Source organism: Eubacteriaceae bacterium Marseille-Q4139, from assembly GCA_018223415.1.
Classification (GTDB): Bacteria; Bacillota; Clostridia; order Lachnospirales; family Lachnospiraceae; genus CABSIM01.
Genome location: JAGTTQ010000001.1, coordinates 1,330,066 through 1,353,951, shown reverse-complemented (window position 1 = coordinate 1,353,951; position 23,886 = coordinate 1,330,066). Strand labels below are relative to the sequence as shown.

The 23,886-nt window shown below is 53.6% G+C and carries 26 protein-coding genes; 23 read left to right on the top strand and 3 right to left on the bottom strand.

The features are described from left to right. Positions 1-38 precede the first annotated feature (38 nt). The 5 genes from KE531_06530 (at position 39) to KE531_06510 (ending at position 4,810) form a co-directional block, all read left to right on the top strand. On the top strand, positions 39-686 hold the full coding sequence (locus tag KE531_06530) for a TrkA family potassium uptake protein (protein MBR9953282.1): 648 nt from the start codon (positions 39-41) through the stop codon (positions 684-686). A 163-nt stretch (positions 687-849) separates the two neighbouring features. Further along, entirely contained in the window at positions 850-2,298 is a 1,449-nt protein-coding gene (locus KE531_06525; GenBank protein MBR9953281.1) for an NAD(P)/FAD-dependent oxidoreductase, read from the top strand. Beyond that, complete coding sequence (locus KE531_06520; protein MBR9953280.1) at positions 2,295-3,623, top strand: FAD-dependent oxidoreductase; 1,329 nt, start codon at positions 2,295-2,297, stop codon at positions 3,621-3,623. Before KE531_06525 ends, KE531_06520 begins: the two co-directional genes overlap by 4 nt. Before the next feature lie 2 nt (positions 3,624-3,625). Next, on the top strand, positions 3,626-3,994 hold the full coding sequence (locus KE531_06515; GenBank protein MBR9953279.1) for a DUF1667 domain-containing protein: 369 nt from the start codon (positions 3,626-3,628) through the stop codon (positions 3,992-3,994). Further along, on the top strand, positions 3,995-4,810 hold the full coding sequence (locus tag KE531_06510; GenBank protein MBR9953278.1) for an HAD-IIA family hydrolase: 816 nt from the start codon (positions 3,995-3,997) through the stop codon (positions 4,808-4,810). It abuts the gene before it with no gap. Between the two features lie 56 nt (positions 4,811-4,866). Here the strand turns inward: KE531_06510 and KE531_06505 are convergent, their stop codons facing one another. Further along, a complete protein-coding gene (locus tag KE531_06505) occupies positions 4,867-5,790 on the bottom strand; it encodes a carbon-nitrogen hydrolase family protein (protein MBR9953277.1) in 924 nt (307 codons plus the stop codon). A gap of 111 nt (positions 5,791-5,901) precedes the next feature. On the opposite strand from KE531_06505, the gene KE531_06500 reads away from it, so the two are divergent. The 3 genes from KE531_06500 to KE531_06490 all read left to right on the top strand — a co-directional run bounded on the left by KE531_06500 (position 5,902) and on the right by KE531_06490 (position 9,565). Further along, on the top strand, positions 5,902-6,792 hold the full coding sequence (locus tag KE531_06500) for a LysR family transcriptional regulator (protein ID MBR9953276.1): 891 nt from the start codon (positions 5,902-5,904) through the stop codon (positions 6,790-6,792). A gap of 138 nt (positions 6,793-6,930) precedes the next feature. After that, entirely contained in the window at positions 6,931-8,466 is a 1,536-nt protein-coding gene (locus KE531_06495; GenBank protein ID MBR9953275.1) for an IS1182 family transposase, read from the top strand. A 493-nt stretch (positions 8,467-8,959) separates the two neighbouring features. Then, a complete protein-coding gene (locus KE531_06490; GenBank protein MBR9953274.1) occupies positions 8,960-9,565 on the top strand; it encodes a hypothetical protein in 606 nt (201 codons plus the stop codon). Positions 9,566-9,607: 42 nt separating this feature from the next. Here KE531_06490 and KE531_06485 read toward each other — a convergent pair whose 3' ends face one another. Then, positions 9,608-10,588, bottom strand: a complete 981-nt coding sequence (locus KE531_06485; GenBank protein ID MBR9953273.1) for a LysR family transcriptional regulator — start codon at positions 10,586-10,588, stop codon at positions 9,608-9,610. A gap of 147 nt (positions 10,589-10,735) precedes the next feature. Between KE531_06485 and KE531_06480 the strand changes: the two genes are divergently transcribed. The 4 genes from KE531_06480 (at position 10,736) to KE531_06465 (ending at position 15,095) form a co-directional block, all read left to right on the top strand. After that, the gene (locus KE531_06480; protein MBR9953272.1) at positions 10,736-11,914 is read left to right on the top strand and encodes a pyridoxal phosphate-dependent aminotransferase; all 1,179 of its coding nucleotides are present in this window, start codon (positions 10,736-10,738) and stop codon (positions 11,912-11,914) included. Positions 11,915-11,944: 30 nt separating this feature from the next. Next, entirely contained in the window at positions 11,945-12,871 is a 927-nt protein-coding gene (locus KE531_06475) for a fumarylacetoacetate hydrolase family protein (GenBank protein MBR9953271.1), read from the top strand. Between the two features lie 23 nt (positions 12,872-12,894). Continuing rightward, positions 12,895-13,689, top strand: coding sequence for an SDR family oxidoreductase (locus tag KE531_06470; protein ID MBR9953270.1), 795 nt, complete (start codon positions 12,895-12,897; stop codon positions 13,687-13,689). Between the two features lie 170 nt (positions 13,690-13,859). Continuing rightward, on the top strand, positions 13,860-15,095 hold the full coding sequence (locus KE531_06465; protein ID MBR9953269.1) for an MFS transporter: 1,236 nt from the start codon (positions 13,860-13,862) through the stop codon (positions 15,093-15,095). On the opposite strand, the gene KE531_06460 is transcribed toward KE531_06465, so the two are convergent. Beyond that, the gene (locus tag KE531_06460) at positions 15,082-15,987 is read right to left on the bottom strand and encodes a helix-turn-helix transcriptional regulator (protein MBR9953268.1); all 906 of its coding nucleotides are present in this window, start codon (positions 15,985-15,987) and stop codon (positions 15,082-15,084) included. The two genes, KE531_06465 and KE531_06460, sit on opposite strands and share 14 nt — an antisense overlap. Before the next feature lie 339 nt (positions 15,988-16,326). On the opposite strand from KE531_06460, the gene KE531_06455 reads away from it, so the two are divergent. From KE531_06455 to atpC, 11 genes are all read left to right on the top strand, one after another. Then, a complete protein-coding gene (locus KE531_06455) occupies positions 16,327-16,545 on the top strand; it encodes a hypothetical protein (GenBank protein MBR9953267.1) in 219 nt (72 codons plus the stop codon). A 137-nt stretch (positions 16,546-16,682) separates the two neighbouring features. Then, the gene (locus tag KE531_06450; GenBank protein MBR9953266.1) at positions 16,683-16,976 is read left to right on the top strand and encodes an AtpZ/AtpI family protein; all 294 of its coding nucleotides are present in this window, start codon (positions 16,683-16,685) and stop codon (positions 16,974-16,976) included. Continuing rightward, entirely contained in the window at positions 16,969-17,364 is a 396-nt protein-coding gene (locus KE531_06445) for a hypothetical protein (protein ID MBR9953265.1), read from the top strand. The genes KE531_06450 and KE531_06445 overlap by 8 nt, the downstream gene beginning before the upstream one ends. 54 nt (positions 17,365-17,418) lie before the next feature. Continuing rightward, positions 17,419-18,117 (top strand): F0F1 ATP synthase subunit A, encoded by a 699-nt coding sequence (gene atpB / locus KE531_06440; GenBank protein MBR9953264.1) that lies wholly within the window; start codon positions 17,419-17,421, stop codon positions 18,115-18,117. A gap of 39 nt (positions 18,118-18,156) precedes the next feature. Next, positions 18,157-18,411 (top strand): ATP synthase F0 subunit C, encoded by a 255-nt coding sequence (atpE, locus tag KE531_06435; protein ID MBR9953263.1) that lies wholly within the window; start codon positions 18,157-18,159, stop codon positions 18,409-18,411. 43 nt (positions 18,412-18,454) lie between these two features. Then, positions 18,455-18,970 (top strand): F0F1 ATP synthase subunit B, encoded by a 516-nt coding sequence (gene atpF / locus KE531_06430; protein MBR9953262.1) that lies wholly within the window; start codon positions 18,455-18,457, stop codon positions 18,968-18,970. Further along, on the top strand, positions 18,958-19,506 hold the full coding sequence (locus KE531_06425; protein ID MBR9953261.1) for a F0F1 ATP synthase subunit delta: 549 nt from the start codon (positions 18,958-18,960) through the stop codon (positions 19,504-19,506). Before atpF ends, KE531_06425 begins: the two co-directional genes overlap by 13 nt. 66 nt (positions 19,507-19,572) lie before the next feature. After that, a complete protein-coding gene (gene atpA, locus KE531_06420; GenBank protein MBR9953260.1) occupies positions 19,573-21,075 on the top strand; it encodes a F0F1 ATP synthase subunit alpha in 1,503 nt (500 codons plus the stop codon). Positions 21,076-21,090: 15 nt separating this feature from the next. Then, positions 21,091-21,963, top strand: coding sequence for an ATP synthase F1 subunit gamma (gene atpG / locus KE531_06415; protein ID MBR9953259.1), 873 nt, complete (start codon positions 21,091-21,093; stop codon positions 21,961-21,963). A 46-nt stretch (positions 21,964-22,009) separates the two neighbouring features. After that, positions 22,010-23,401 (top strand): F0F1 ATP synthase subunit beta, encoded by a 1,392-nt coding sequence (gene atpD, locus KE531_06410; GenBank protein MBR9953258.1) that lies wholly within the window; start codon positions 22,010-22,012, stop codon positions 23,399-23,401. An 11-nt stretch (positions 23,402-23,412) separates the two neighbouring features. Next, positions 23,413-23,814, top strand: a complete 402-nt coding sequence (atpC, locus tag KE531_06405) for an ATP synthase F1 subunit epsilon (protein MBR9953257.1) — start codon at positions 23,413-23,415, stop codon at positions 23,812-23,814. Positions 23,815-23,886 lie beyond the last annotated feature (72 nt).

Sequence of the window (23,886 nt, the reverse complement as noted above, 5' to 3'; positions counted from 1 at the left end):
CTTCCTGACAGAATATATGACGCAAAAGGAGTATGGACATGAAATCAATTTTGATGATCGGCCTTGGACGCTTCGGACGCCATATGGCGCTTAAGCTGATTGAAGAGGGGAACGAGGTTCTCGCCATAGAAAGGGATGAGGAGAGAGCCGATGAGCTGGCGCCGGTGATCCGGAATATTGAGATCGGCGACGCGACCCAGGAGGACTTCCTCCGTTCCCTTGGAGTGAGCAATTTTGATATCTGTGTGGTGGGCATGGCCGACAGCTTCCAGACAGCCCTGGAGATTACCGTGCTTTTAAAGGACCTCGGCGCCAGGTATGTTGTGGCCAGGGCCACAAGGGATATCTATAAAAAGCTGCTTTTGAGAAACGGAGCCGACCATGTGGTTTACGCGGAGCGCGAGGTGGCGGAGCGGCTGGCAGTCCGGTACGGTGTCAGCAGCAGTGTCTTCGATTATATCGAGCTGACGCCGGAGTACGGCATCTATGAGGTGGCGATTCCTGCGCGGTGGATCGGCCACAGCATTCTCGAGGAGCGGGTCAGGACGCGCTACAACATCAGCATCCTGGCGATCAAGCGCGACAGGAAGCTGTACCCGATGCCGCACCCGGACTATGTGTTCGGCGAGGGCGAAACGATGATGGTGATGGGGACGCATGAGGATTTGAAGGCGCTTACTAAGTAGGGGAGGAGACCGCGGGGCACGCCCCATCTTGACACCCCGCCCGGACAGTGCTAGAATACCTTCATAAGTAAAGAATATGACCCGGAGATTTGGAGCAAGGGAAAGAACGGAGAAACAGCCGTTTTTTTCGCTTGCTCTTTTTATTTTAGCAGGAGGCGGCAGTATGGGAAATAATGACTGGGATGTGATCGTGATCGGCGGCGGCGTCATCGGCTGCGCCATAGCGAGAGAGCTGGCACGGTACGATTTAAAAATCTGCGTTTTGGAAAAAGAGGAGGATGTCTGCGCCGGGACGTCGAAGGCCAACAGCGCCATCATTCATGCGGGCTATGACGCGGAGCCGGGGAGTTTGAAGGCGCGGATGAACGTGGAGGGGAACAGCAGGATGGAGGAGCTCTCAAAGGAACTGGACTTTGAGTTCAAACGGAACGGCTCCCTCGTGGTCTGCTTTTCGGAGGCGGAATTGCCGGCGCTCTGGGCGTTATATGGGCGCGGACAGGAAAACGGCGTTCCCGGCCTCAGGATTCTTTCCGGCGAGGAAGCGCGGGCCATGGAGCCGAACCTCTCCGAACATACGGCGGCGGCCCTCTATGCGCCGACCGGGGGCATCGTCTGCCCCTTTGGGCTCACGATAGCGTTGGCGGAGAATGCCTGTGACAACGGCGTGGACTTCCGGTTCCTCACGGAGGTTCTGGACATAGAAACCTTTGCCGGGGGCTACCTCATAAAGACGAACCGCGGGGCCTTCCATTCCAGGTATGTGGTGAACGCCGCCGGGGTTTACGCCGATGCCATTCACAACATGGTGAGCGAAAAGAAGCTTCACATCACGCCTCGGAAGGGCGAATACTGCCTGCTCGATAAGGAGGCCGGCGGCCATGTGTCCCACACGGTGTTCCAGCTTCCGGGGAAGCTCGGAAAAGGCGTCCTTGTGACGCCGACGGTTCACGGAAATCTTCTTCTGGGGCCGACGGCGTCGGATCTGGAGGACAAAGAGGCCGTAAACACGACGGCCGGGGGGCTTTCGGAGGTCATGAAAAAGTCGGCCCTGAGCGTGAACAATATCCCCTACGGCCAGGTTATCACGAGCTTTTCCGGCCTGCGTGCCCATGAGGACAGCGATGATTTCATCCTGGGCGAGGCAGAAGGCGCAGACGGATTTTTCGATGCGGCCGGAATTGAGTCGCCGGGGCTCACATCAGCGCCGGCCATCGGGATATATCTGGCAGAACTCGTGGCAAAAAAGGCAGGCGCAGGGCGAAATCCGCACTTTGACGGCCGCCGCCGCGGCATTATAAGGCCATCGGAGCTTTCCGCCAGCGAACGGGCCAGTCTTATAAAGAAGAATCCCTTATACGGCTCCATTGTCTGCCGCTGTGAGGGCATCAGCGAAGGCGAGATTGTAGACGCGGTGACGCGGACGCTGGGGGCCGTCTCCATGGACGGGATCAAACGGCGGGTGCGGGCCGGTATGGGACGCTGCCAGGCGGGGTTCTGCACGCCGCGTGTCATGGAAATTTTGGCGCGGGAGACGGGAAGGCCCCTGGAGGAAATCTGTAAAAACCGGCCGGGATCGGAGCTTGCGCCGGGAGAAAGGAGGAAGCCGGAATGAAATATTATGAGATTGTTGTCATAGGTGGCGGCCCGGCCGGGCTTTCGGCCGCAGCGGCCGCGAAAAAAGCCGGCTGCCAGGACGTGCTGGTTTTAGAGCGGGACTCGTCCCTAGGCGGGATTTTAAACCAGTGCATCCACAACGGCTTCGGCCTTCATACCTTCGGCGAGGAGCTCACAGGGCCGGAGTATGCGGCGCGGTATGAAAAAGAAGTGAGGGAGGCCGGGATCCCGTGTCTTTTGAATACCATGGTGATTGACATCAACCGGGACAAGGAGATTACTTATGTAAACCGAGAAGATGGGCTCTGTACCATAAAGGCCGGCGCCGTCGTTCTCGCCATGGGCTGCCGGGAAAGGCCAAGAGGGGCGTTAAATATCCCGGGCTATCGCCCTGCCGGCATCTATTCGGCCGGGACGGCCCAGCGGCTTATGAACATTGAGGGGCTTTCTATCGGAAAAGAGGCCGTGATTTTAGGCTCCGGCGACATCGGGCTTATCATGGCGAGGCGGCTTACGTTGGAGGGTGCTAAGGTGAAGGCCGTGGCAGAGCTGATGCCGTATTCCGGCGGCCTGAAGCGGAATATTGTCCAGTGCCTTGATGATTATGGGATTCCGTTAAAGTTAAGCCATACGGTTGTGGATATCCACGGAAAGGAGCGGGTCACGGGCGTGACGCTTGCAAAGGTGGGGCCGGACAGGAAGCCCATACCCGGCACGGAGGAATTTTATTCCTGCGACACGCTGCTTTTATCCGTGGGGCTTCTGCCGGAAAATGAGCTGACGAAAAAGCTTTCTGTCCCCATGGACGCGGCCACGTCAGGGCCGGAGGTAAACGACCGGCTGGAGACGGGGCTTCCCGGCGTGTTCGCCTGCGGGAACGTGCTCCATGTTCATGACCTGGTGGATTTTGTGTCGGAAGAGGCGGCACTGGCCGGGGAGTATGCGGCGGAGTATGTGAAGGCAGGAAACATGGAGAAAGCCGGGAATCGTGCGGCCGGACAAAATCATGGCGGAGCCGGGCATGTGCCGGAAGACGGCTTTCCTGCGCCCGAACCGAAGCTTCGCATCCATGCCGGCGCCGGTGTGCGCTATACGGTTCCCCAGCGGCTCTGCCCGGATGCCATGCGGGATTCGGTGACAATCCGTTTCCGTGTGGATAATGTGTACAAAAACCGCAGTGTCTGCGTGTATGCGGGAGAGCGGCTGCTTCGGAAAATCCCGAAGCGGATTCTCACGCCCGGCGAAATGGAACAGGCTGTCCTTTTAAAAAGCCAGCTCGCAGGCGTATCGGAAGAAATCACCATCTGCACGGAGGAGGCGTAGGTATGGAAACGAGAGAACTGACCTGTATCGGCTGTCCCATGGGCTGTCAGCTTTCGGCCGTTTTGGACGGCGGCGAAATCCGCGTGACGGGAAACCAGTGCGTCCGCGGGGAGATCTATGCGAAAAAAGAGGTGACGGCGCCGGAGCGGATTGTGACTTCTGCTGTGCCGGTGAAAGGCGGCGCGGTTCCGATGGTGTCCGTGAAAACAAGGGAAAGCATCCCCAAGGCGAAAATTTTTGCCTGCATGGAGGAAATCCGGCGGGTTTCTGTGGTTGCGCCTGTGAAGATCGGTGATATAATAATAGAAAACTGCGCCGGGACGGGCGTGCCGGTCGTGGCGACAAAGGATGTTGGAAAGGCGGAACAGTAGATGGAAGTGACATGTCTGGCAGAAAAGCGCAGGCTTTTGGAGGAGACAGAGCTGTTTGTCCTCGATATGGACGGGACATTTTATCTGGGGGAACAGATTCTTCCAGGAGCGCTGGATTTTTTAAAAGAGGCAGAGAAAAAGGGGAAGCGGTACCTGTTTTTTACGAACAATTCGTCGAGATCGCCGAAGCTTTATATGGAAAAGCTGGCGCGGATGGACTGTGTGATTGAGCGGAACCAGATCATGACGTCGGGCGACGTGATGATCGAGTTTTTAAAGAGTGAGCGGCCGGGAAGGTCGGTCTATCTTGTGGGGACGCCGGCGCTAGAAGAGACGTTTCTCGAGGGTGGAATACGGCTCGTGAAAGAAACGCCGGACATCGTCGTCATTGGCTTCGATCTGACGCTCACTTATGAAAAGCTGGAGCGGGCATGTACGTTTATCCGGAACGGGGCCGAATTCCTTGCGACCCATCTGGACATCAACTGCCCCACCGAGGACGGCTTCATCCCGGACTGCGGCGCCATGTGCGCGGCCATTTCCCTGTCCACGGGAAAACAGCCGAGATATGTGGGAAAGCCGTTTGCCGAGACCGTGGACATGGTGCTTCAGGTCACGGGCGGAAAGCGGGAGACGACGGCCTTTGTGGGAGACCGGCTCTATACGGATGTGGCGACCGGCGTGAAAAACGGGGCGAAGGGCTTTCTCGTGCTGACCGGCGAGACAAAGCTTTCGGATCTGGAACAGTCGGAGGTAAAGCCGGACGCGGCCTTTTCCTCTCTTGGGGAGATGGGAGAGATTTTAAAAGAGCTGTAACTGGCGCGCCGTAAAAAAATTCCGGCGGACGCCTGCCCGCCGGAGAGAAAACAAGGTTATTTTTCTTCAAAGGTAAATTTCAGCACATCCGGCCTGGAATAATGGCCGCAGCCGTCGAATTCCATGCGGCTTGCCGGAACCAGGTTCATGTCCAGGTCGGCGAACAGGATGCCCTCCCGGTCCCAGATGGTTTCGGTAACGCAGTGGCCGAAGGGGTCGATGATATTGCTGCCGCCGCGGCAGACGATATCGGGAAGCTTGGCGATTTCCTCCGGGCAGTGAAGATCGGCCGGATACGACGCCTTTGTAAAGAACATGTCGCAGTTGATGAAATAGCAGTGGCCTTCGATGGCGATGTGCCGGATCGTGGACTGCCATTCCTCGTTGTCGTTGGTGTTGGGGGAGATGTACAGGGTGACGCCTTTTTCGTAGAGCGCCGCTCTTGCAAGGGGCATGTAGCTCTCCCAGCAGATCATGCTGCCCATGGGGCCCCAGGGGGTATCGGCTACGGGGAAATAGCCGCGGTCGGCGTCGCCCCAGACGATGCGCTCAGAGCCGGTGGGCTTTAATTTCCTGTGGACGCCGATCAGCTCGCCCTCCGGCGAGAAGAACAGGTTGGTGTTATAAAGGGTGGCAGAAACGGCGTCGCGCTCGGAAACGCCGATGCTTACATAGGCATGGGCGGCCTTTGCGGCTTTCCCGATTTCTTCGGTTTCCGGGCCGGGGACAACGATGGAATTGTCATAGTACCGCTTCCAGTCTTTGCGCCCGTCTTCGTTCCGGCTGCCGACGGTGAAGCCAAAGGTCATGCCGTAGGGGTAGCCGGGGATGAAAAGCTCCGGGAATACGATGAGCTCAGAGCCTTTTTCGGCGCAGGCGCCGATGAGGTCAAGGACTTTCTTCGTGCAGGCGGCCTTGTCGAATAGAATGGGCTCCGCCTGGACGACGGCGATTTTGCAGGTATCTTTTAAATCTTTCATATGCGTTCGCTCCTGTTTTTTGATGGATTCATTTTATCATGTCAGGCAGGCGGCGGACAAATGGAAAATACGCATAAAGGATATCGAAAAACATGATAATGGGAGACATACATGGAACTCAGGAATCTTAAGACATTCATCCGGGCGGCGGAGCTTGGGAGCTTTTCCGCGGCGGCCGAACGGCTAAACTATGCCCAGTCCACGGTTACGGCCCAGATCGAGTCCCTGGAGCGGGAGCTTAGTGTCAGTCTGTTTATCCGGACAGGGAAGCGGATCACCCTTTCGGCGGCCGGAAAGGAGCTTCTGGCATACGCCTGCGAGATGCGGGATCTGGAGGAAAAAATCAAAAGCCATTTTACGGAGGGCGGCGAGCCGGCCGGGGAGCTGCGCCTGGGATTTTTGGAGTCCATCTGTGCTTCGCCGTACATGGAGGGGATTTCGGAGTTCCTGGAAAAGTACCCGAAGGTGCGCCTGAAGGTGACGGTGGGGACGACGCTCCAGCTCATAGATATGTTAAAGCGCGGCGAGGTGGACGCGGCCGTGCTTTTGGATAAGCCGGTGACGGAGCCGGAAATCCGGATCCTTTATAAACGGCCGTCCCGGATTGTGTTTTTCGCGGCCGCCGGCGGAAAGTTTTCGGGACGCGGGCCGGTGCGCCTGGCAGAACTGACGGGGGAAAACTGGCTTCTTACGGAGCGGGGCTGCAATTACAGGAAGCTTCTTGAGGACGAGCTGGCTAAGAGGGGGCTTACGCTTTCCGACCGGCTGGAAATCGGCTCCACGGCGGCGCTTATCCGCCTTGCGGCCGGCGGGGCCGGGATTTCCCTCCTTCCGGAATTTGACCTGAAAGAGGAACTGGCGGCCGGGCGGGTTTCGGAGATTCCGGTTGAGGACTGCGCCATGGAGATGGACATCCAGATCCTTGTGTCGGCGGAGCGGTGGCTTTCGCCGGCCATGTCGCGGCTCTGCGGGGAAATTGCCGGAAAGTTTGACGGAGAATAGAAAGACAGGCATACAAAAAAAAAGAGGGTGTCCCAAAAGTCATGAAGTGACTTGAGGGGATACCCTCTTTTTCTGAAAAAATAGAGAACGGTTACCACGCCGTTCTCCATTTCCCCTTATTATGTGATATAATAAGGTATGCTCACATTTAAAGATTATACTACGGATCAATTACAATTACCACTATCTTTTGAAGATTTTATACCGGAAAATCATCTGGTGCGGGTCGTAAATACCATCGTGGACAGTTTGGACCTGTCTTCACTCTACGGCAGATACAAAGAGGGCGGATGCCCTGCTTATCACCCACGGATGATGCTGAAGGTTATGATCTATTCTTATTCTCAGAAAGTTTATTCCTCCCGCATGATCGCAAAAGCTCTTCGTGAAAATGTTAATTTCATGTGGATCGCTGGTGGAAATCAACCGGATTTTCGTACCGTCAATCGCTTTCGCCTTCACATGAAAGACATCATCGAGGATGTGTTCTTTGAAGTGGTCAAACTCCTGATCGAGAAAAACTATATCAAGCTTCAGAATTACTTTTTGGATGGCACAAAGATCGAGGCTAACGCCAATAAGTATTCTTTCGTATGGAACAAGTCCGTCCGTAATTATGACCGGAAACTAGATGAAAAGATCAAGAACCATCTCCGGGAGATCGACCGGATTGTGGCGGAAGAAAATCAGATTTATCTGGAAGAAGACCTGGAGGAAAAGGGGGAGCATACCCAGATCACCGCAGAACAGGTGGCAGCTGTTGTGGAGAGCATCGACAAAAAGTTGGAACAAGAGCCAGGAAATAAACAGCTGAAGAAAAAATCCAAAGAATTTAAAAAGGATATCCTTCCCAGGAAACAGAAATACGAAAAATCCCTGGAAACCTTTCGTGGAAGGAACAGCTATTCAAAAACAGACCAGGGTGCCACTTTTATGAGGATGAAAGAAGATGCCATGTTAAACGGCCAGCTAAAACCTGGCTATAACATCCAGATCGGGACAGAGAACCGATATATCGTGGGCTTTACCATACATCCCAACCCAACCGATACGAAAACAATGATCCCGCACCTAAGGCACCTGGAAGAAAAACTGGGGTGTTTACCGGAAAACGTGATCGCGGATGCAGGATATGGGAGCGAAGAGAATTATGAATATTTAGAAGAAAAGAAGGTAGGCTGTTATGTAAAATACAACAAATTTCACTGGGAGAAGAAAAAGAAAAACCGGGAGACCCCTTATCTGGCGGAGAATCTGCCCTATCTGCCGGAATCAGACAGCTTTGTCTGCAGAAATGGGAAACGGCTGGTGCATGTGGGAAACCGAAAATATGTAACAGAAGCCGGCTATGAAACTAGGCGGGATTATTACCGGTGTGAAGACTGCAGCGGCTGCCACTATGCATCAGAATGTAAGCATACGGAAAAGAACCGCACGGTCCGGGTATCCCACCGGTTGAATGAACTGAAAAGAAAAGCAAACGAGAACCTTTGTTCCGAAAAAGGACTGGTACTGCGTTCACAAAGGGTTGTGGAAGTGGAACAGGTCTTTGGGAGGATCAAAGGCTGTTGGTCGTTCCGTCGTTTTCACTTGCGCGGAGCGGATAAGGTAAAAATAGAGTGGGGACTGTTAGCAATCGCCCATAACATCACAAAGATGGCGCTGGAGAGATGAACATCCAGTGCTGTTTTTCATGTAAAAGCCCTTTTCAGCAATATAAGAAGAGGATGCCCCTCTCTATGATTTTTAATCAATCATAGTTTTGGGACACCCTCTTTTGTACGGTTAAAAAGGGTTGTAGAACTATAAAAGTGCGTATCTATGTTGAACTCCGGCCGTCCCCGGCCTGGAGATTGTTGTTTGGCGAGTCCGGCAAGACTTGCGCGCGCTTTTTTTTGCCGGCCTCATTTGTTTTTCGATGGTACCAGTATATCGGAGAATTGTGACAGAAGTATGGAGAAACTATAAAACTAAAATGAAAATGCCTGGGAAATTTCATACGAAAAATAAAAATAATTTTAATAATTTCTTCCTTGATATGTACGGTGCAGAATGGTATATTGTTCCCTGTTACCGCAGAGAATAACGGTGACGAGCGTTTACTCGATTGTGAAAAAACGGCGCGGAAACGGCGCCGCAGAAAAAGAAAAATGAGGAGATGACGATTATGAAAAAGAAACTGATGGTTTTGCTGGCGGTATGTGCGCTGGCGGCGGCCGTGACAGCATGCGGCTCCAAAAACAACAATGAGACGACGGCAGCGGCCACGACGGCTTCCGCAGAGGAGACAGAAAAGGAAACGGCAAAGGAAGAAAATGCCGGCAGCGAGGCAGCAACGGATGCAGAAGAAGAGACGAAGGAGACGATGGACGCTGAACTTGAGGCGCAGGGACCGGGCGCCGCAGAGGAACAGGAAGCTATCGAGCAGAATCAGAACTTTACTGATCTGGAAAACTCCGATTATACTGGTTTTGCAAACCAGATCGTCGAGGCCGTGAAGGCAAAGGACATGAATGCGCTGGCTGACCTGATGGCGTATCCGACATATATTTCCTGCGTCCAGGAAAATGACGGCGTCGTAGAGAGCAAAGAGGCGTTTTTAGCCCTGGATCCGGAGATGATTTTTAATGCAGAGCTGGTAGATGCGATTTCTGCGGCTGACCTTTCGGATCTGGTGCCGTTAATGGCAGGCGTTGTGATCGGTGACGATACGCCCAACATTATTTTTAATTCCGTGGACGGCGAGCTTGGGATCGTGGGGATCAACTACTAAATAGGAAAGGAAGCGAGGGACTGCCGGGGCAGTCCCTCATTTTTACGGTTCCGTTTCCATAGAAAAAACATCGGCTTCATTCAGCAGGCTTCGGTTTTCCATGAAGTCGATCAGGTTCTGCTGTACCGGACTGGTGTGACGCTTCAGATAGGAGAGGTAGATATTACGGGCAGCCAGAGGACTCTCCAGCTGATAAAATACGACCCGATCCGTCGGCGTTACATATTCGGGAATGGTAGAGCGCAGGAAAGAGATGCCCTGCCCTTCGCAGGTCAGATAATAGACAGTCATCATCTGTGAAAAATATGTAGGGACGTTGGGGACAAAGCCGGCCTGACGGCACATTTCCATTCCGCGGCGATAAATATCATTGCCGGGCATAAGCAGCAAAAACGCTTCATCTTTAAATTCCTGCAAAGGAACGGGCGGTTTTCGGCAGCCCGGCTCATTTCTTTTTATCAGTTCGTCAAACCGATACCGATAGTCTGACAGCTTCTTGTTTATGGCATATTCTGCGGGAACAGCCAGAATGATCTCCTCGGAAGCCCAGGCTTCGACCTGGATCTGAGGATGCTCGAGGCATTCCGCTTCCAGAAGAAAGTCAATTTTCCTGTCCAGAAGCTTTTCCAGAAGCGTTTCATTATTTCCCTCTGTGAACGTGAGTGTTATGTGGGGATAAAATTCTTTAAATTCTTTCATCAGCCTGGGCAGCACATAAGTGCAGAAGAAGGTAGAGCTCCCGATGTGAAGCGAGGTTCCACTCTGAGAATTCATCTGAGCAAAATGCTGCCGCATATCGTTTTCAATTTCCATGACCTTTTCAACCTGTTCAATGTAGTAGCGTCCGGCTTCCGTCAGGGAGATGGGGGAGGTGGTGCGGTCAAAGATGGGGTTTTTTATTTCCTGCTCCACCCGCTTTACAACGGAACTGAGCCACGGCTGGGAAACGAAAAGTTTTTTTGAGGCCTTGGAAAAGCTTTTTTCCTGATAAATGGCATATATGTACTCTTTATAGTTCAGCATGGAAAATCTCCTATATGAATTTCTTTATAAGGTGTTTATGTTTTGCGAATTTTACAGGGAGAACCTCTGCATTTACAATAATTATAGCAGGCGGGAGAGCCCTGTACAATGCTTGAAAAGGAAAATGAAAGGGAAGGAAGAGGAAAGATGAGTGCATGTATTGCAGAGAGAATGGAGCAGTTGATGCCTTCCGGGATACGCAAGGTTAATGAGAAAGCCCTGGCGATGGAACGGGCAGGGGAAAGGGTCTTTCATTTTGAACTGGGGCGTCCTGATTTTGATACGCCGGATTACATAAAGAAAGCGGCGTACCAGGCCCTGAGCGAGGGAAAGGTGCATTATACTTCAAATTTTGGGCACATGGAACTGAGGCAGGCCATCGCAGAGAAGCTGAAAAGGGAAAACCATGTTTCCTACCAGGCGTCAGAGGTGCTGGTGACAGTCGGGCTTTCTGAAGCTGTGTTTGCTGTCTTAGCCACAATATTAAACCGGGGAGATGAGATCCTTGTTCCTGATCCGGTGTGGCTCAACTATATCAATGTTCCGAATCTGCTGGGGGCAAAGCCGGTGACATATGGGCTGAGAGAAGAAAATGGATTCCAGATGGATCTGGACGAGATAAAAAGCAAAATAACACCCAGGACGAAGGCCGTTGTCATTGTCACCCCCAACAATCCGACGGGCGGGGTTCTGACAGAGCCGGTTTTGAAGGAGCTGGCAGAGCTGGCGGCCGCCAATGATCTGATGGTTATTTCCGATGAGGTGTACGAGCGCCTGATTTATGACGGGGAGAGGCATATCAGCATCGCATCTCTGCCGGGCATGAAGGAGCGGACGTTTACCTTGAACGGAATGTCGAAGGCATATGCCATGGATGGCTGGCGCCTGGGGTATGTTGCGGCTCCCGAGGAGTATATCAATGCGATGAATAAATTTCATCAGTACAATACGACGTGTGCGCCAAATTTTGTGCAGCTGGCAGCCGCAGCGGCTTTAAACGAAGAGAATGGAGAAGTGGATGCCATGGTCAGGGAGTACAGGAGACGCCGTGATTATGCGGTGAAAGCGATCAATGAAATACCAGGCATCAGCTGTCTGTGCCCGAAAGGCGCCTTCTATATTTTTATCAATGTGAAACAGTTGGGAAAGACCAGCGAGGAACTGGCTCAGTATCTTTTGGAGAAAGCCAAAATCGCACTGGTTCCAGGCAATGTGTTCGGGCCGGGCGGCGAGGGCTATCTTCGTATGTCCTTTGCGGCCAGTTATGAAGATATCGTTGAGGGATGCCAGAAATTGAAGCAGGCAATAACAGGAAAAGAAATTTAAAATAGGAAAGCATATAAGGAGGAGACAGTTATGAGACTTGCGACAATCCGTTTGGGTGAAAAGGAAAAAGCCGGCATCGTGACCGGCAGGGGAGTGCTCCCCATCAGCGCGGTCAATGCCGCGAAAGGGACTGACTGGAAGGAAGAAATGTATGACTTGCTCTGCGCCGGGGAAATTCCAAAACTGACAGACTGGTACAACAAAGGCGGCAGAGAAGAGCTGGAAGAAATGCCGGGTTTGGTTCCGGCGGAACAGGCGGTATATGCACCGTTATACCGCAATCCGAGGAGGATTTTTGGAATTGGCTTAAACTATGTGGATCACGCCGGAGACATCGGCTCTGCAGCTCCGGTGGGCTTTCCGGGAAGTTTCTTTAAGATGGCGGATACCCTGATCGGGCCGGGGGATGAGATCCGGCTTCCGGCACTCAAGGAAGCCCAGAAGACGACGGCAGAGGCCGAGCTTGGAATCATCATGGGCCGCGACTGCCGTGATGTTCCGGAGGAAGAGTGGGAAAGCGCCATTGTGGGATACACGACGATTCTGGATATGACAGAGGAATCCATTCTCAAGGGAAATGATTATGTGAGCGGGAATCCGAGATATCTGACGATTGTAAAGAATTTCCCGACATTTTTCTCCTTTGGGCCGGAACTGGTGACGCCGGACGAGGTGCCGGATGTGCTGAAGCTGGAGGTTCAGAGCGTGAACAACGGGGAAGTGTATGCAAAAAATACGGTGAGCAATATGACCCACAGGCCGGACAAATTAGTGTCTCTGCACAGCAAAATCCAGGGATGGTATGCCGGAGATGTTTTATCGACCGGAACGCCGCGCGCTTTCCACATTCAGGACGGAGATATGGCTGAGTGCCGTATTTATGGGCCGAATGGTTTTGAAATGGCCCCGCTGGTAAATCCGGTGGTGGATTTAAAGCTGCATCCGGATAAAAAATAAACGATGGTACAGGAGGTTTTGCTATGGAGTTAGGATTGAAAAATAAAGTATTTTTGTGTATGGCATCTGCTGCCGGATTGGGCAAAGGAATTGCGACGGAGGCAGCCAGAGAGGGCGCGAAGGTGATGATCTGTACGTCGGAGGCATTTAAAGACCAGCTTTATGCTGCCCAGGACGAGATCGGGAAGGAGACCGGAAACCGCCCGGAAGCATTTATCTGTGACGTAAATTCGGCAGAAGACATTCAGAAGCTGGTGGATCACACGACAGCCACTCTCGGAGACATCTGGGCACTTGCAAATATGTGTCCAGGCCCCAAACCCGGCCCGTTTGATTCCTTTGGCGACGCAGACTGGGAGAGCGCGTTTCAGATGTGCCTGCTTTCTTATGTCCGCACGATCCGCGCCTGCCTGCCGTCCATGCGCCGGTTAGGGGGCGGAAGAATTATAAATTCCACCAGCTCCTCAGTCAAGGACTGCCTGGATAATCTGATCTTGTCAAATACCATGCGTATGGGAGTCGTTGGAATGACGAAAACCCTTTCCTCGGAACTTGGAAAGGACAACATTCTGATCAATGTCATCGGCCCCGGACGCATCGAAACTGCCCGCATTGCAAGCCTGAATGCCATGCGGGCCGGGAAAGCCGGAATCACTGTTGAAGAATATGAGAAAGAAGATTTGAAGGCATTCCCTCTTGGCCGTTACGGCACAACAGAGGAATATGGCCGCCTTGCTGTTTTCCTCTGCTCGGAAGCAAACAGCTATATTTCCGGCCAGACGATTCTTTTGGACGGGGGAATGACAAGAGCCTATTAAGGAGAAAGGGCGCAGATGGCTTCGGCTGTCTGCGCTTTTCCTGATTATTAGGATATGCCGCAAATCACCTGAGAAATTGACAGTGACTTTCGCAGCTCGGCGGATTATAATAGGGGAAGAGAAAAGGGGTTACGCGGCCTTTTGGGCCGCAGCACAAAGGAGGGGTTATCATGGCAGAGGGAAAGAAACGTACCCGCGGAATGGATACAAGGCTTTTCCTGTTCTACGCCGGCTGTGCCATTTTCAACATCGGTTCCAATACGGCACATCCGGTCACACCAACGATTTTCACGACGCTCGGACTCGGAAGCTATATGTTCGGCCTGGCGCTGGCGGCGCAGCTTACGACGAATTTCCTGTTTTCGCCGTTCTGGGGCTGGCTCAGCACGTACATTTCCAACCGGCGGGCGCTTCTTATTACCTGCGTGGGGTACGGCCTCGGGCAGATTTTATTTGGCCTGTCTAAGACGGAGCTGGCCTTCATCGTTGCCAGGGCCCTGACCGGTATTTTCTGCGGCGGCTGTTTTGTATGCATCATGGCCTACATCGTCAACACGGCGCCGGACGGCGAGACCCGCGGGCGGTGGCTTACCACATCGGCGACGCTCCAGACCGTATGCGGCGCCTTCGGCTATTTCATTGGCGGCATGCTGGGGGAGATTTTCCCGCATCTTGCCATCATTTTCCAGGTGGGCTTCCTGTTTTCAGCCGGCGTAATCTTTTATATGGCATGCAGCGAGGACGCTGTCATGGCTGTGAGCGAGCTAAAAAAGAAGGAAAACAGGAAGGGGTTCAACCCGTTCGTGAGCTTCATCAATGCAAAGAGCTTCCTGACGCCGGTCTTTGCCCTTTTATTTATGGCATGCCTGCTTCAGAACCTTGGATTTACGACCTTCGACCAGACGTTTAATTATTACATCCGGGATCAGTTCAATTTTTCCTCGGGCTACAACGGCATCTTAAAGGGGATCATGGGACTCATCACCCTGGCGGCCAACAGCACGATCTGCATCTGGCTGATCCGGCGCACGGATATCCGGAAATCGTCGATCTCCGTGTTTGTTATATGCTCCCTGTCTATGCTGGGAGTCGTCGTGTTCTCGCAGATTATTCCGTTTGTCATCGTCAATGTGCTATTTTTCGCCTTCCATTCCGTGAGCCTGCCGCTGCTTCAGACGCTGGTGGCGGAAGACGTGAAAAGCAACCAGAGCAGCCTTGTCATGGGCTTTTACAACGCTGTGCGCTCCCTGGGCGGCATCGCGGGGGCCCTGTTTTCAGGACTTTTATACACGGCCGGGCCAAAGTTCCCGTTCATTTTTGGGTTTGGAGCGTTCATACTGGCGGCGGCCCTGCTTCTTCTGTACTGGAGAAAGGCAGAGGCAAAGGCGGCGGCTATGCCCCTTTAGACTGTATGTATTCGCGCGGGGAACAGCGGTAGTATTTCCGGAAGGCCTTGTAGAAATTGCTGCTGTTCCCATAGCCAAGCATGGGGGCGATTTCCTCCACGGACAGGCCGGTCTCCGAAAGCAGGAGGGCGGCCTTTTCCATTCTCTGAGCCAGAAGAAGCTCGGAAAATGACTTTCCCGTCTCACGCCGGAGAAGTGACGATAAGTAGTTTGGATGGTAGGAAAAATGGGAGGCAATGCACTTTAGGGTTGCCACATCGGAATGGCTGCTCATGTACTGGAGAACCTGCTCGGAAATTCCGGAGGGCTCCGGCGCCGGATATTCGGCGGCGTACTGGCGTTCAATCTGGACGAGGAAGGCCAGGGCAAGGGGCTTTAAAATGTCCTGGGTGTCTGCTTTTTTATTGGCATACTCGATCACCATCATCTCCAAAAGTGTCCGGATGGCGCAGGCATTTTCCAGCCGGAAGTGGATGAATTCGTCGGAAAACCGGTTGGAGGAAGGCACCAGGAAAAAGTGGAACAGCCGGAAGTTGGAGGAAAGCAGAGGGAGAAACGAGCGGAAAAAGGTCTGCTTTTGGATCAGGACGCCGATGATAGTCACGTTTTTGTTGTCATGGACGCAGAGCGCGTGGCCGGCGAAGGGCTGTCCGGCGTAAAGCTCCCCCTGGCGGATGGTGATGCAGTTGCCGCACTGGCAGCTGACGGAGCCGTATTCGCCCTCGTAGGTAAAATTAAAATAAAAGAAATCGTGGCGGTGGAACTCCTCATGGTGTCCGCCGCTTTGATGTACGACAATCAAAATCTCTTCGTCTTTTGGCCCCGGCCAGCAGCACAGGTTTTCCCGTCTGCCGTCCAGGATCATATCCTGATAAGACCAGTCTAAAGTCATATATTGGTTCCGCAGGGTCTCGACGGCGGAACAGAACGCTTGATTTTTCAAATGTTTTCTCCTGATTTTGTAAAATTACGTGCAGGCGGATATGCAGATGCAGCCGCCGGCGGGACTTTGCGCCCGGAGTTCTGGGGCGGGCGCAGAAACAGGTATGCGCAGGTATAATGTTCACGCTGTGAACATTATACCATAGGAGCGCCGATTCGGCGATTATTTGGCACATATTTTTATGTGTATTCTTGAGCTATGACTAAAAGTAAGTTAAAATTAGTCATAGAAAGTCATAGATTAGTCATAGAACGAAGTCAGATTGGAATGGATTAGTCCAAAGAAATTGTGGAAGATGCAGCGATAGAAGATTCAAATGTAGAAGCAATTAAAAAGCAAGAGAGCTTTTTTCTAAAAGCCAGAGCGACAGAAAAAGCTCAGGAAGTGCTGAAAAATTTATCAGACATCGAGGTCTTGTATAAGGCAGGCATCACAATCAAGGGGAAAATTACCAGAACAACATTATTGTTTAGCAAAAACCGATATGCAAAGTGGTATTTGAAATAATACTATTTGCGAAAACAGGAAATCTGTTCTAAATGGATTACGAAATTTTCCGCTAATTTTCCGTTTAGAAATGGACACAGAAGGAAAGATTTAGTATAATAACGGTGATATGCGTAAAATGAAAGGGTGGGAAGCCGATGAGTCAGAAAAAGAACGGCCTGAGCAATCTCGTCCTGATTACACAGCTTGGGATCAATGTGCTGACGCCGATTTTCCTCTGCCTGCTTGCCGGCGGGTTCATCGACCGGAAATTCGGTACGAAAACGATTCTCATCTTTTTGATCCTCGGAGTCCTCTCCGGAGCCTTGAGCGCCTACCGCACCGCGAAGAATACCATTGACAGGGAACGGCGGGAAAACGAGCGGGAACAGGCGGAAAGGGAACGGGGCTGGAACGAGCGGTTCGGCGGAAAGGAGGAAGACCATGAGTGATGAAACCAGACGTCAGGTCTTTGAGATGTATATCGGCGTGATCCTGCATAATGCGGTGATCGGCCTTATCTGTCTCATTTGGTTTCGTGAACCCTATGTATTTCTTGGGATTGCAGCCGGCATGGCTGCGGCTCTCGTATTTTTAGTAAGTCTCGCCATGTCTGCGGAGGTCTGCACGGCTTCGGGAAGTGAGGCCTATGCCTCAAAGAAGATGGCGCTCCATGCAGTGCTCAGGAGCCTGGGGATTCTGGCGGCGCTTTTGCTTCTCTGGAAGTTTACCAAGGTCAATATCCTCACGGCAGCCCTCGGCGTTCTCGGAGTAAAAACCGGCGCATACCTCTATCCGGCCGTGCACCGGCTTATGAATCATCGAACCGAAGGGAACTAGTTTCCTTTGGAATACAGGAAGGCATTTTTAATAGGAAAGGAGGCGGAAGACATAATGGGGGAAGCTGCTAACAGCGGTGTGGATTTTATGATTCATGGAGTCGTAAAATACCATCTGTTCGGGCAGGAATTGTGGCTGACGACGACGACCGTCGGCATGACGATCATCACGATCCTTCTGCTGATCCTGGCATTCGCGGCAAACCGGGCCATGAAGCGGGCAACCGAAGTCCCGGGGACGTTCCAGAACATCCTGGAAACCGGCATCGAGCTTCTTGAAGGCATGACGTCGGGAATCCTGGGCGACAGTGCGAGGCGGTTTGCCAATTATATCGGAACCATATTCCTGTTTATCCTGTTCTGCAACCTGAGCGGACTTTTTGGCTTAAGAACCGTGACGGCCGATTTCGGCGTGACGTTTCTTCTCGGCCTTGTGACCTTCGGGATCGTGCAGTACCAGGGAATCAAAAACCATGGAGTCGGTCATTTTACCGGCTTATTTAAGCCGATCCCGGTTTTGTTTCCGATTAACCTGATCGGGGAATTTGCAAACCCGATCTCCATCTCGCTCCGTCTGTTTGCAAACATGCTGTCCGGCGTCATCATCATGGGGCTGTGGTACGGCATGCTGCCGATTTTCGTAAAGATCGGTATTCCGGCGGCGCTTCATGTTTACTGCGACCTGTTTTCAGGCTGCATCCAGACGTATGTATTCTGTATGCTGACAATGGTGTACGTCAACGACAAGCTGTAACAGGCAAGACATTTTATCAATTTTCAGGAGGACAATCATATGAATATTTCAGGTCAGGACTTTATCTATGGCTGCTCCGCCATCGGGGCAGGGCTTGCTTTGATCGCCGGTATCGGGCCCGGCGTTGGACAGGGTATCGCCGCCGGACACGGCGCAGCAGCAGTTGGACGGAACCCGGGTGCCAAATCCGACATTACGTCTACGATGCTTCTTGGACAGGCCGTTGCCGAGACAACAGGTCTTTACGGCCTCGTTGTCGCTATTATCCTTATGTTTGTAAAGCCGTTCGGTTGATTTTTTAAAATAAACCAGAGGCTTAAGGAGGCGAGACGAAAACTTGGAACGGTTAATCAATTTTGACCCTCAATGGATCAGCGACGTTGTCATCACAGGCATCAATATTTTCATCCTGTTTTTCGCCCTCTCCTATCTTCTTTTTAATCCCGCCAGGGACTATCTGGAAAAGAGGAGAAATAAAATCGCCGGCGACCTTCAGAACGCGAAGGAAAACAAAGAAGAGGCGCTGGCGTTAAAGGCCGAGTACGAGAGCCGGCTCCGTGAAATCAATAAGGAAGCCGAGCAGATTTTAGACGAGGCCAGAAAGAAAGCAAAGAAGCAGGAGGCGGAGATCGTGGCGGAGGCCAGGGAGGAAGCCGGACGGATCCTCGCCCGCGCCGACCGTGAGATCGAGCTGGAAAAGAAGAAGGCGCTTGAGGATGTGAAGCAGGAGATGGTCTCCATCGCATCCATGATGGCCGCAAAAGCCATGGCGGCATCCATCGACGTGAAAATTCAGGATGCCTTGATTGAGGAGACATTAAAAGAAATGGGTGAGCGCACATGGCAAAGCTAGTGTCGAAGGTTTACGGAGACGCGCTGTTTGAAGAGGCCATGGAAAAGAACCAGGTTTCGGAGTGGTACGAGGAGGCCGGGGCGCTGCTCTCCATTTTTGCGGAGAATCCGAAGTTCATGGAGCTTCTAAACCATCCGCAGCTTGGAAAAGAAGAAAAAATCCAGGTGGCTGAGTCTGTTTTTTCCGGGAGAATCTCAGAAGGGATGGCGGGCTTTCTTTCCGTCGCCCTGGAAAAGGGAAGGCAGAAGTCCATCCCGGAGATCCTGGAATATTTTGCAGACCGGGTAAAAGAATATAAGAAGATCGGCGTGGTTTACGTGGAAAGCGCCGTGCCGCTCTCAGAGGAACAGAAAGAAAAGATCGAAAAGCGGGTTCTGGAGACTACGGATTATGTGAGCCTGGAACCGCATTATCAGGTGGACGAGACATTGATCGGCGGGCTTGTGATCCGCATCGGCGGGCGCGTGGCTGACAGCAGCATCCGCACACGGCTCGAAAACCTCAGGCGGGAGCTTTCAAAGATCCAGCTTGTATAAGGAAGCCGGGATATCCAAAACCGGCTCCGGCAGATGAATGGAAAAGAAAGAAGGTGCAGACCTTACATGAATTTGAAACCAGAAGAGATCAGTTCCGTCATTAAGGAACAGATTGAGAGATATTCCTCGAAGCTGGAGGTCTCCGACGTGGGAACGGTCATCCAGGTGGCCGACGGCATCGCCAGGATTCATGGCCTGGAAAAGGCCATGCAGGACGAGCTTTTGGAGTTCCCCGGCGAGGTCTACGGCATGGTGTTGAACCTGGAGGAGGACAACGTGGGCGCCGTTCTTTTGGGCGACACCTCGAAAATCAGCGAGGGCGACACCGTAAAGACAACGGGGCGCGTCGTTGAGGTGCCGGTGGGAGACGCCTTAACGGGCCGCGTCGTCAACGCCCTTGGCCAGCCCATCGATGGCAAGGGGCCGATTCACACCGACAAATACAGACGGATCGAGCGCGTGGCCCACGGCGTTATCGAGAGAAAATCCGTGGATACACCGGTTCAGACGGGCATCAAGGCCATCGACGCCATGATCCCCATCGGCCGCGGCCAGCGTGAGCTTATCATCGGCGACAGGCAGACGGGAAAGACGGCCATCGCCATCGACACCATCATCAACCAGAAGGGCCAGGGCATGCACTGCATCTACGTCGCCATCGGACAGAAGGCGTCGACGGTTGCAAATATCGTAAAAACCCTGGAGGAGTTCGGCGCCATGGATTACACGACGCTTGTCGTTTCCACGGCATCGGATCTGGCTCCGTTGCAGTATATTGCGCCCTATGCCGGCTGTGCCATCGGCGAGGAGTGGATGGAAAACGGCGAGGACGTGCTGGTGGTTTACGACGACTTGAGCAAGCATGCGGCGGCATACAGGACGCTGTCCCTGCTTCTTAAGAGGCCGCCGGGACGTGAGGCGTACCCGGGCGACGTGTTCTACCTGCATTCCAGGCTTTTGGAGCGGGCTTCCAGGCTTTCCGACGAGCTTGGCGGCGGTTCCCTGACGGCGCTTCCGATCATCGAGACCCAGGCGGGCGACGTATCGGCCTACATTCCGACCAACGTCATTTCCATCACCGACGGCCAGATTTATCTGGAGACGGAGATGTTCCATTCCGGCTTCCGCCCGGCCATCAACGCCGGACTTTCCGTGTCGCGTGTCGGCGGCGCGGCGCAGATCAAGGCCATCAAAAAGATTGCGGCCCCGATCCGTGTGGAGTTAGCGCAGTACCGGGAGCTGGCGTCCTTTGCCCAGTTCGGCTCGGAGCTTGATGCCAGCACGAAGGAACAGCTTGCCCAGGGCGAGCGGATCCGCGAGGTCTTAAAGCAGCCCCAGTACCAGCCCATGCCGGTGGAATATCAGGTCATGATTATTTATGCCGCGACGAAAAAGTACCTTCTCGACATTCCGGTGAACGAGGTTCTGGATTTTGAGAAGGAGCTGTTCCGGTTCGTGGATTTGAAATATCCGGAGATTCCGGAGAGCATCCGGAAGACGAAGGAGCTTCTCCCCGAAACCGAGGAGCTTTTAAAGAAAGCCATCGAAGAGTGCAAGGCGCAGAGATAAGGCAGGTGATGCAGCATGGCAACCATGAGAGACATTAAACGCAGGAAGGCCAGCATCGAAAGCACCGAGCAGATCACGAAGGCCATGAAGCTGGTGGCTACGGTCAAGCTCCAGAAGGCCAGAGGCAGGGCAGAGGATTCCAGGCTCTACTTCAACATGATGTATGAGACGATCCGGCAGATGTTAAAGAAGTCCGGAAGGCTGGATCACAAGTACCTGCGGGCCGCAAAGTCGGAGAAAAAGGCCATTGTCGTCGTCACCTCCAACAGAGGGCTGGCAGGCGGCTACAACGCCAACATGATCCGGCTCGTGGCGGACAGCGGGATTCCGGTTTCGGACGCGAAGATTTTCGCTGTCGGGAAAAAAGGCCGCGACGGCCTTTCCCGGAAGGGCTATGAGATTGCTGCCGACCATTCGGAAATGATCGAGGAGCCGTCCTATGACGATGCGCTGGCGGTCACGAAGGAGCTTTTAGCGCTGTTTGAGGCAGGGGAAATCGGGGAAATCTGGCTGGCTTACACGTCTTTTAAGAATACGGTGAGCCAGATCCCGAGGCTCATAAAGCTTCTGCCGGTGGACGCCAACGAGGCGGCCGGTTCTGAGAGCGGGGCGGAAAAGGACGATCTGCTTCTCATGAACTATTCCCCGAACCCGGAGGAGGTTCTTGACGCGATCATTCCCAAATATATCAGCAGCCTGATCTACGGCGCGTTCCTCGAGGCAGCGGCCAGCGAAAACGGCGCCAGGATGACGGCCATGGATTCCGCCACCAACAACGCGGAGGAGATGATCGGGAAGCTGTCCTTACAGTACAACCGCGCAAGACAGGGCTCCATCACCCAGGAGCTCACGGAGATCATCGCAGGCGCCAATGCCATCGAAGGCTGACCGGCCGGCGCCTTGGGAAGTTCAGATAATGACAAGGAGATAGGAAATGGCAGAAAAAAACACTGGCAAAATTACCCAGGTCATCAGCGCCGTCCTGGACATCAAGTTCGCGGACGGGAAGCTGCCTGAGATCAATGACGCCATTGAGATCGCCACAAAGGAAGGCGGGACGCTTGTCGTAGAGGTGGCGCAGCATCTTGGCGACGATACCGTCCGCTGCATCGCCCTGGGGCCGACGGCCGGGCTGGTGCGCGGCATGGAGGCCGTGGCCACCGGCGGGCCGATCACGGTTCCCGTCGGCGAGAAGACGCTCGGACGCATCTTCAACGTCCTTGGCGAGCCCATTGACAATAAAGAAAAGCCGGATACCGAAATGCGGCTTCCGATCCACCGGCCGGCTCCGACCTTCGAGGAACAGTCCACGGAGACGGAGATCCTGGAGACGGGAATCAAGGTGGTAGACCTTCTCTGCCCGTACCAGAAGGGCGGAAAGATCGGCCTGTTCGGCGGCGCCGGCGTAGGAAAGACGGTTTTAATCCAGGAGTTAATCCGCAACATTGCCACAGAGCACGGCGGCTATTCCGTGTTCACCGGCGTTGGCGAGCGTACCCGTGAGGGGAACGACTTATATTATGAAATGATGGAATCCGGCGTCATCAACAAGACGACCATGGTGTTCGGCCAGATGAACGAGCCGCCGGGAGCGCGTATGCGCGTGGGCTTAACGGGTCTTACCATGGCAGAGTATTTCCGCGACGAAGGCGGAAAGGACGTGCTGCTTTTCATCGACAACATTTTCCGTTTCAGCCAGGCAGGTTCCGAGGTTTCGGCGCTTCTCGGCCGTATGCCTTCGGCCGTTGGCTACCAGCCGACGCTTCAGACGGAGATGGGCGCTCTTCAGGAGCGGATTACGTCGACGAAAAACGGCTCCATCACGTCGGTACAGGCCGTCTATGTGCCGGCCGATGACTTAACTGACCCGGCTCCGGCCAACACGTTCACCCATCTGGACGCCACGACGGTACTCAGCCGTTCCATCGTGGAGTTAGGTATCTATCCGGCCGTGGATCCGCTTGAGTCCACCTCGAGAATCCTGGATCCGCGTATCGTGGGCGAGGAACATTACAAGGTGGCCCGCGGCGTCCAGGAGGTGCTCCAGAGATATAAGGAGCTTCAGGACATCATCGCCATGCTGGGAATGGACGAGCTTTCCGAGGAAGACAAGCTGATCGTTTCGAGAGCCAGAAAAATTCAGAGATTCCTGTCCCAGCCGTTCTTCGTGGCAGGGCAGTTTACGGGCCTTCCCGGCCGGTATGTGCCGCTTTCCGAGACGATCCAGGGCTTTAAGGAGATCCTGGAAGGAAAGCATGACGACATTCCGGAAAACCTGTTCCTCAACGCAGGAAATATTGACGACGTTCTTGCCCGTGTGAAATAGGGGGTGGGGACATGGCGGAGACGATGGTGCTTCAGATCATAAAGCCGGACGGCGAGTTCTACCGAGGGGACGTTACCATGGTGGAATTAAACACGGCCGTCGGCCAGCTCGGTATCTATCCTCAGCATATTCCCGAGACCGTGGCAGTGGCTCCCGGCATCCTGACGATCCACATGGACGCGGAGATTAGGAAGGCGGCGCTGCTTTCCGGCTTTATGCAGGTCATGCCGGAGCAGGTGACGATCCTGGCGGAGGCCGCGGAGTGGCCGGAGGACATCGACGGGAAGCGGGCCAATGAGGCCAGGCTCCGGGCGGAAAAGAGGCTTTCGGAGCAGGCGCCGGGCCTTGATGTGGCGCGGGCCGAGGCTGCCCTCAAGCGGGCGCTGGTGCGGCTTTCGCTGACGGAAAAATAAGAAAATAAGAAAGAGGATATCCTTACAGCCGTTTGAATGGCTCTGGGGAGATCCTCTTTTTTTATTGCGTAA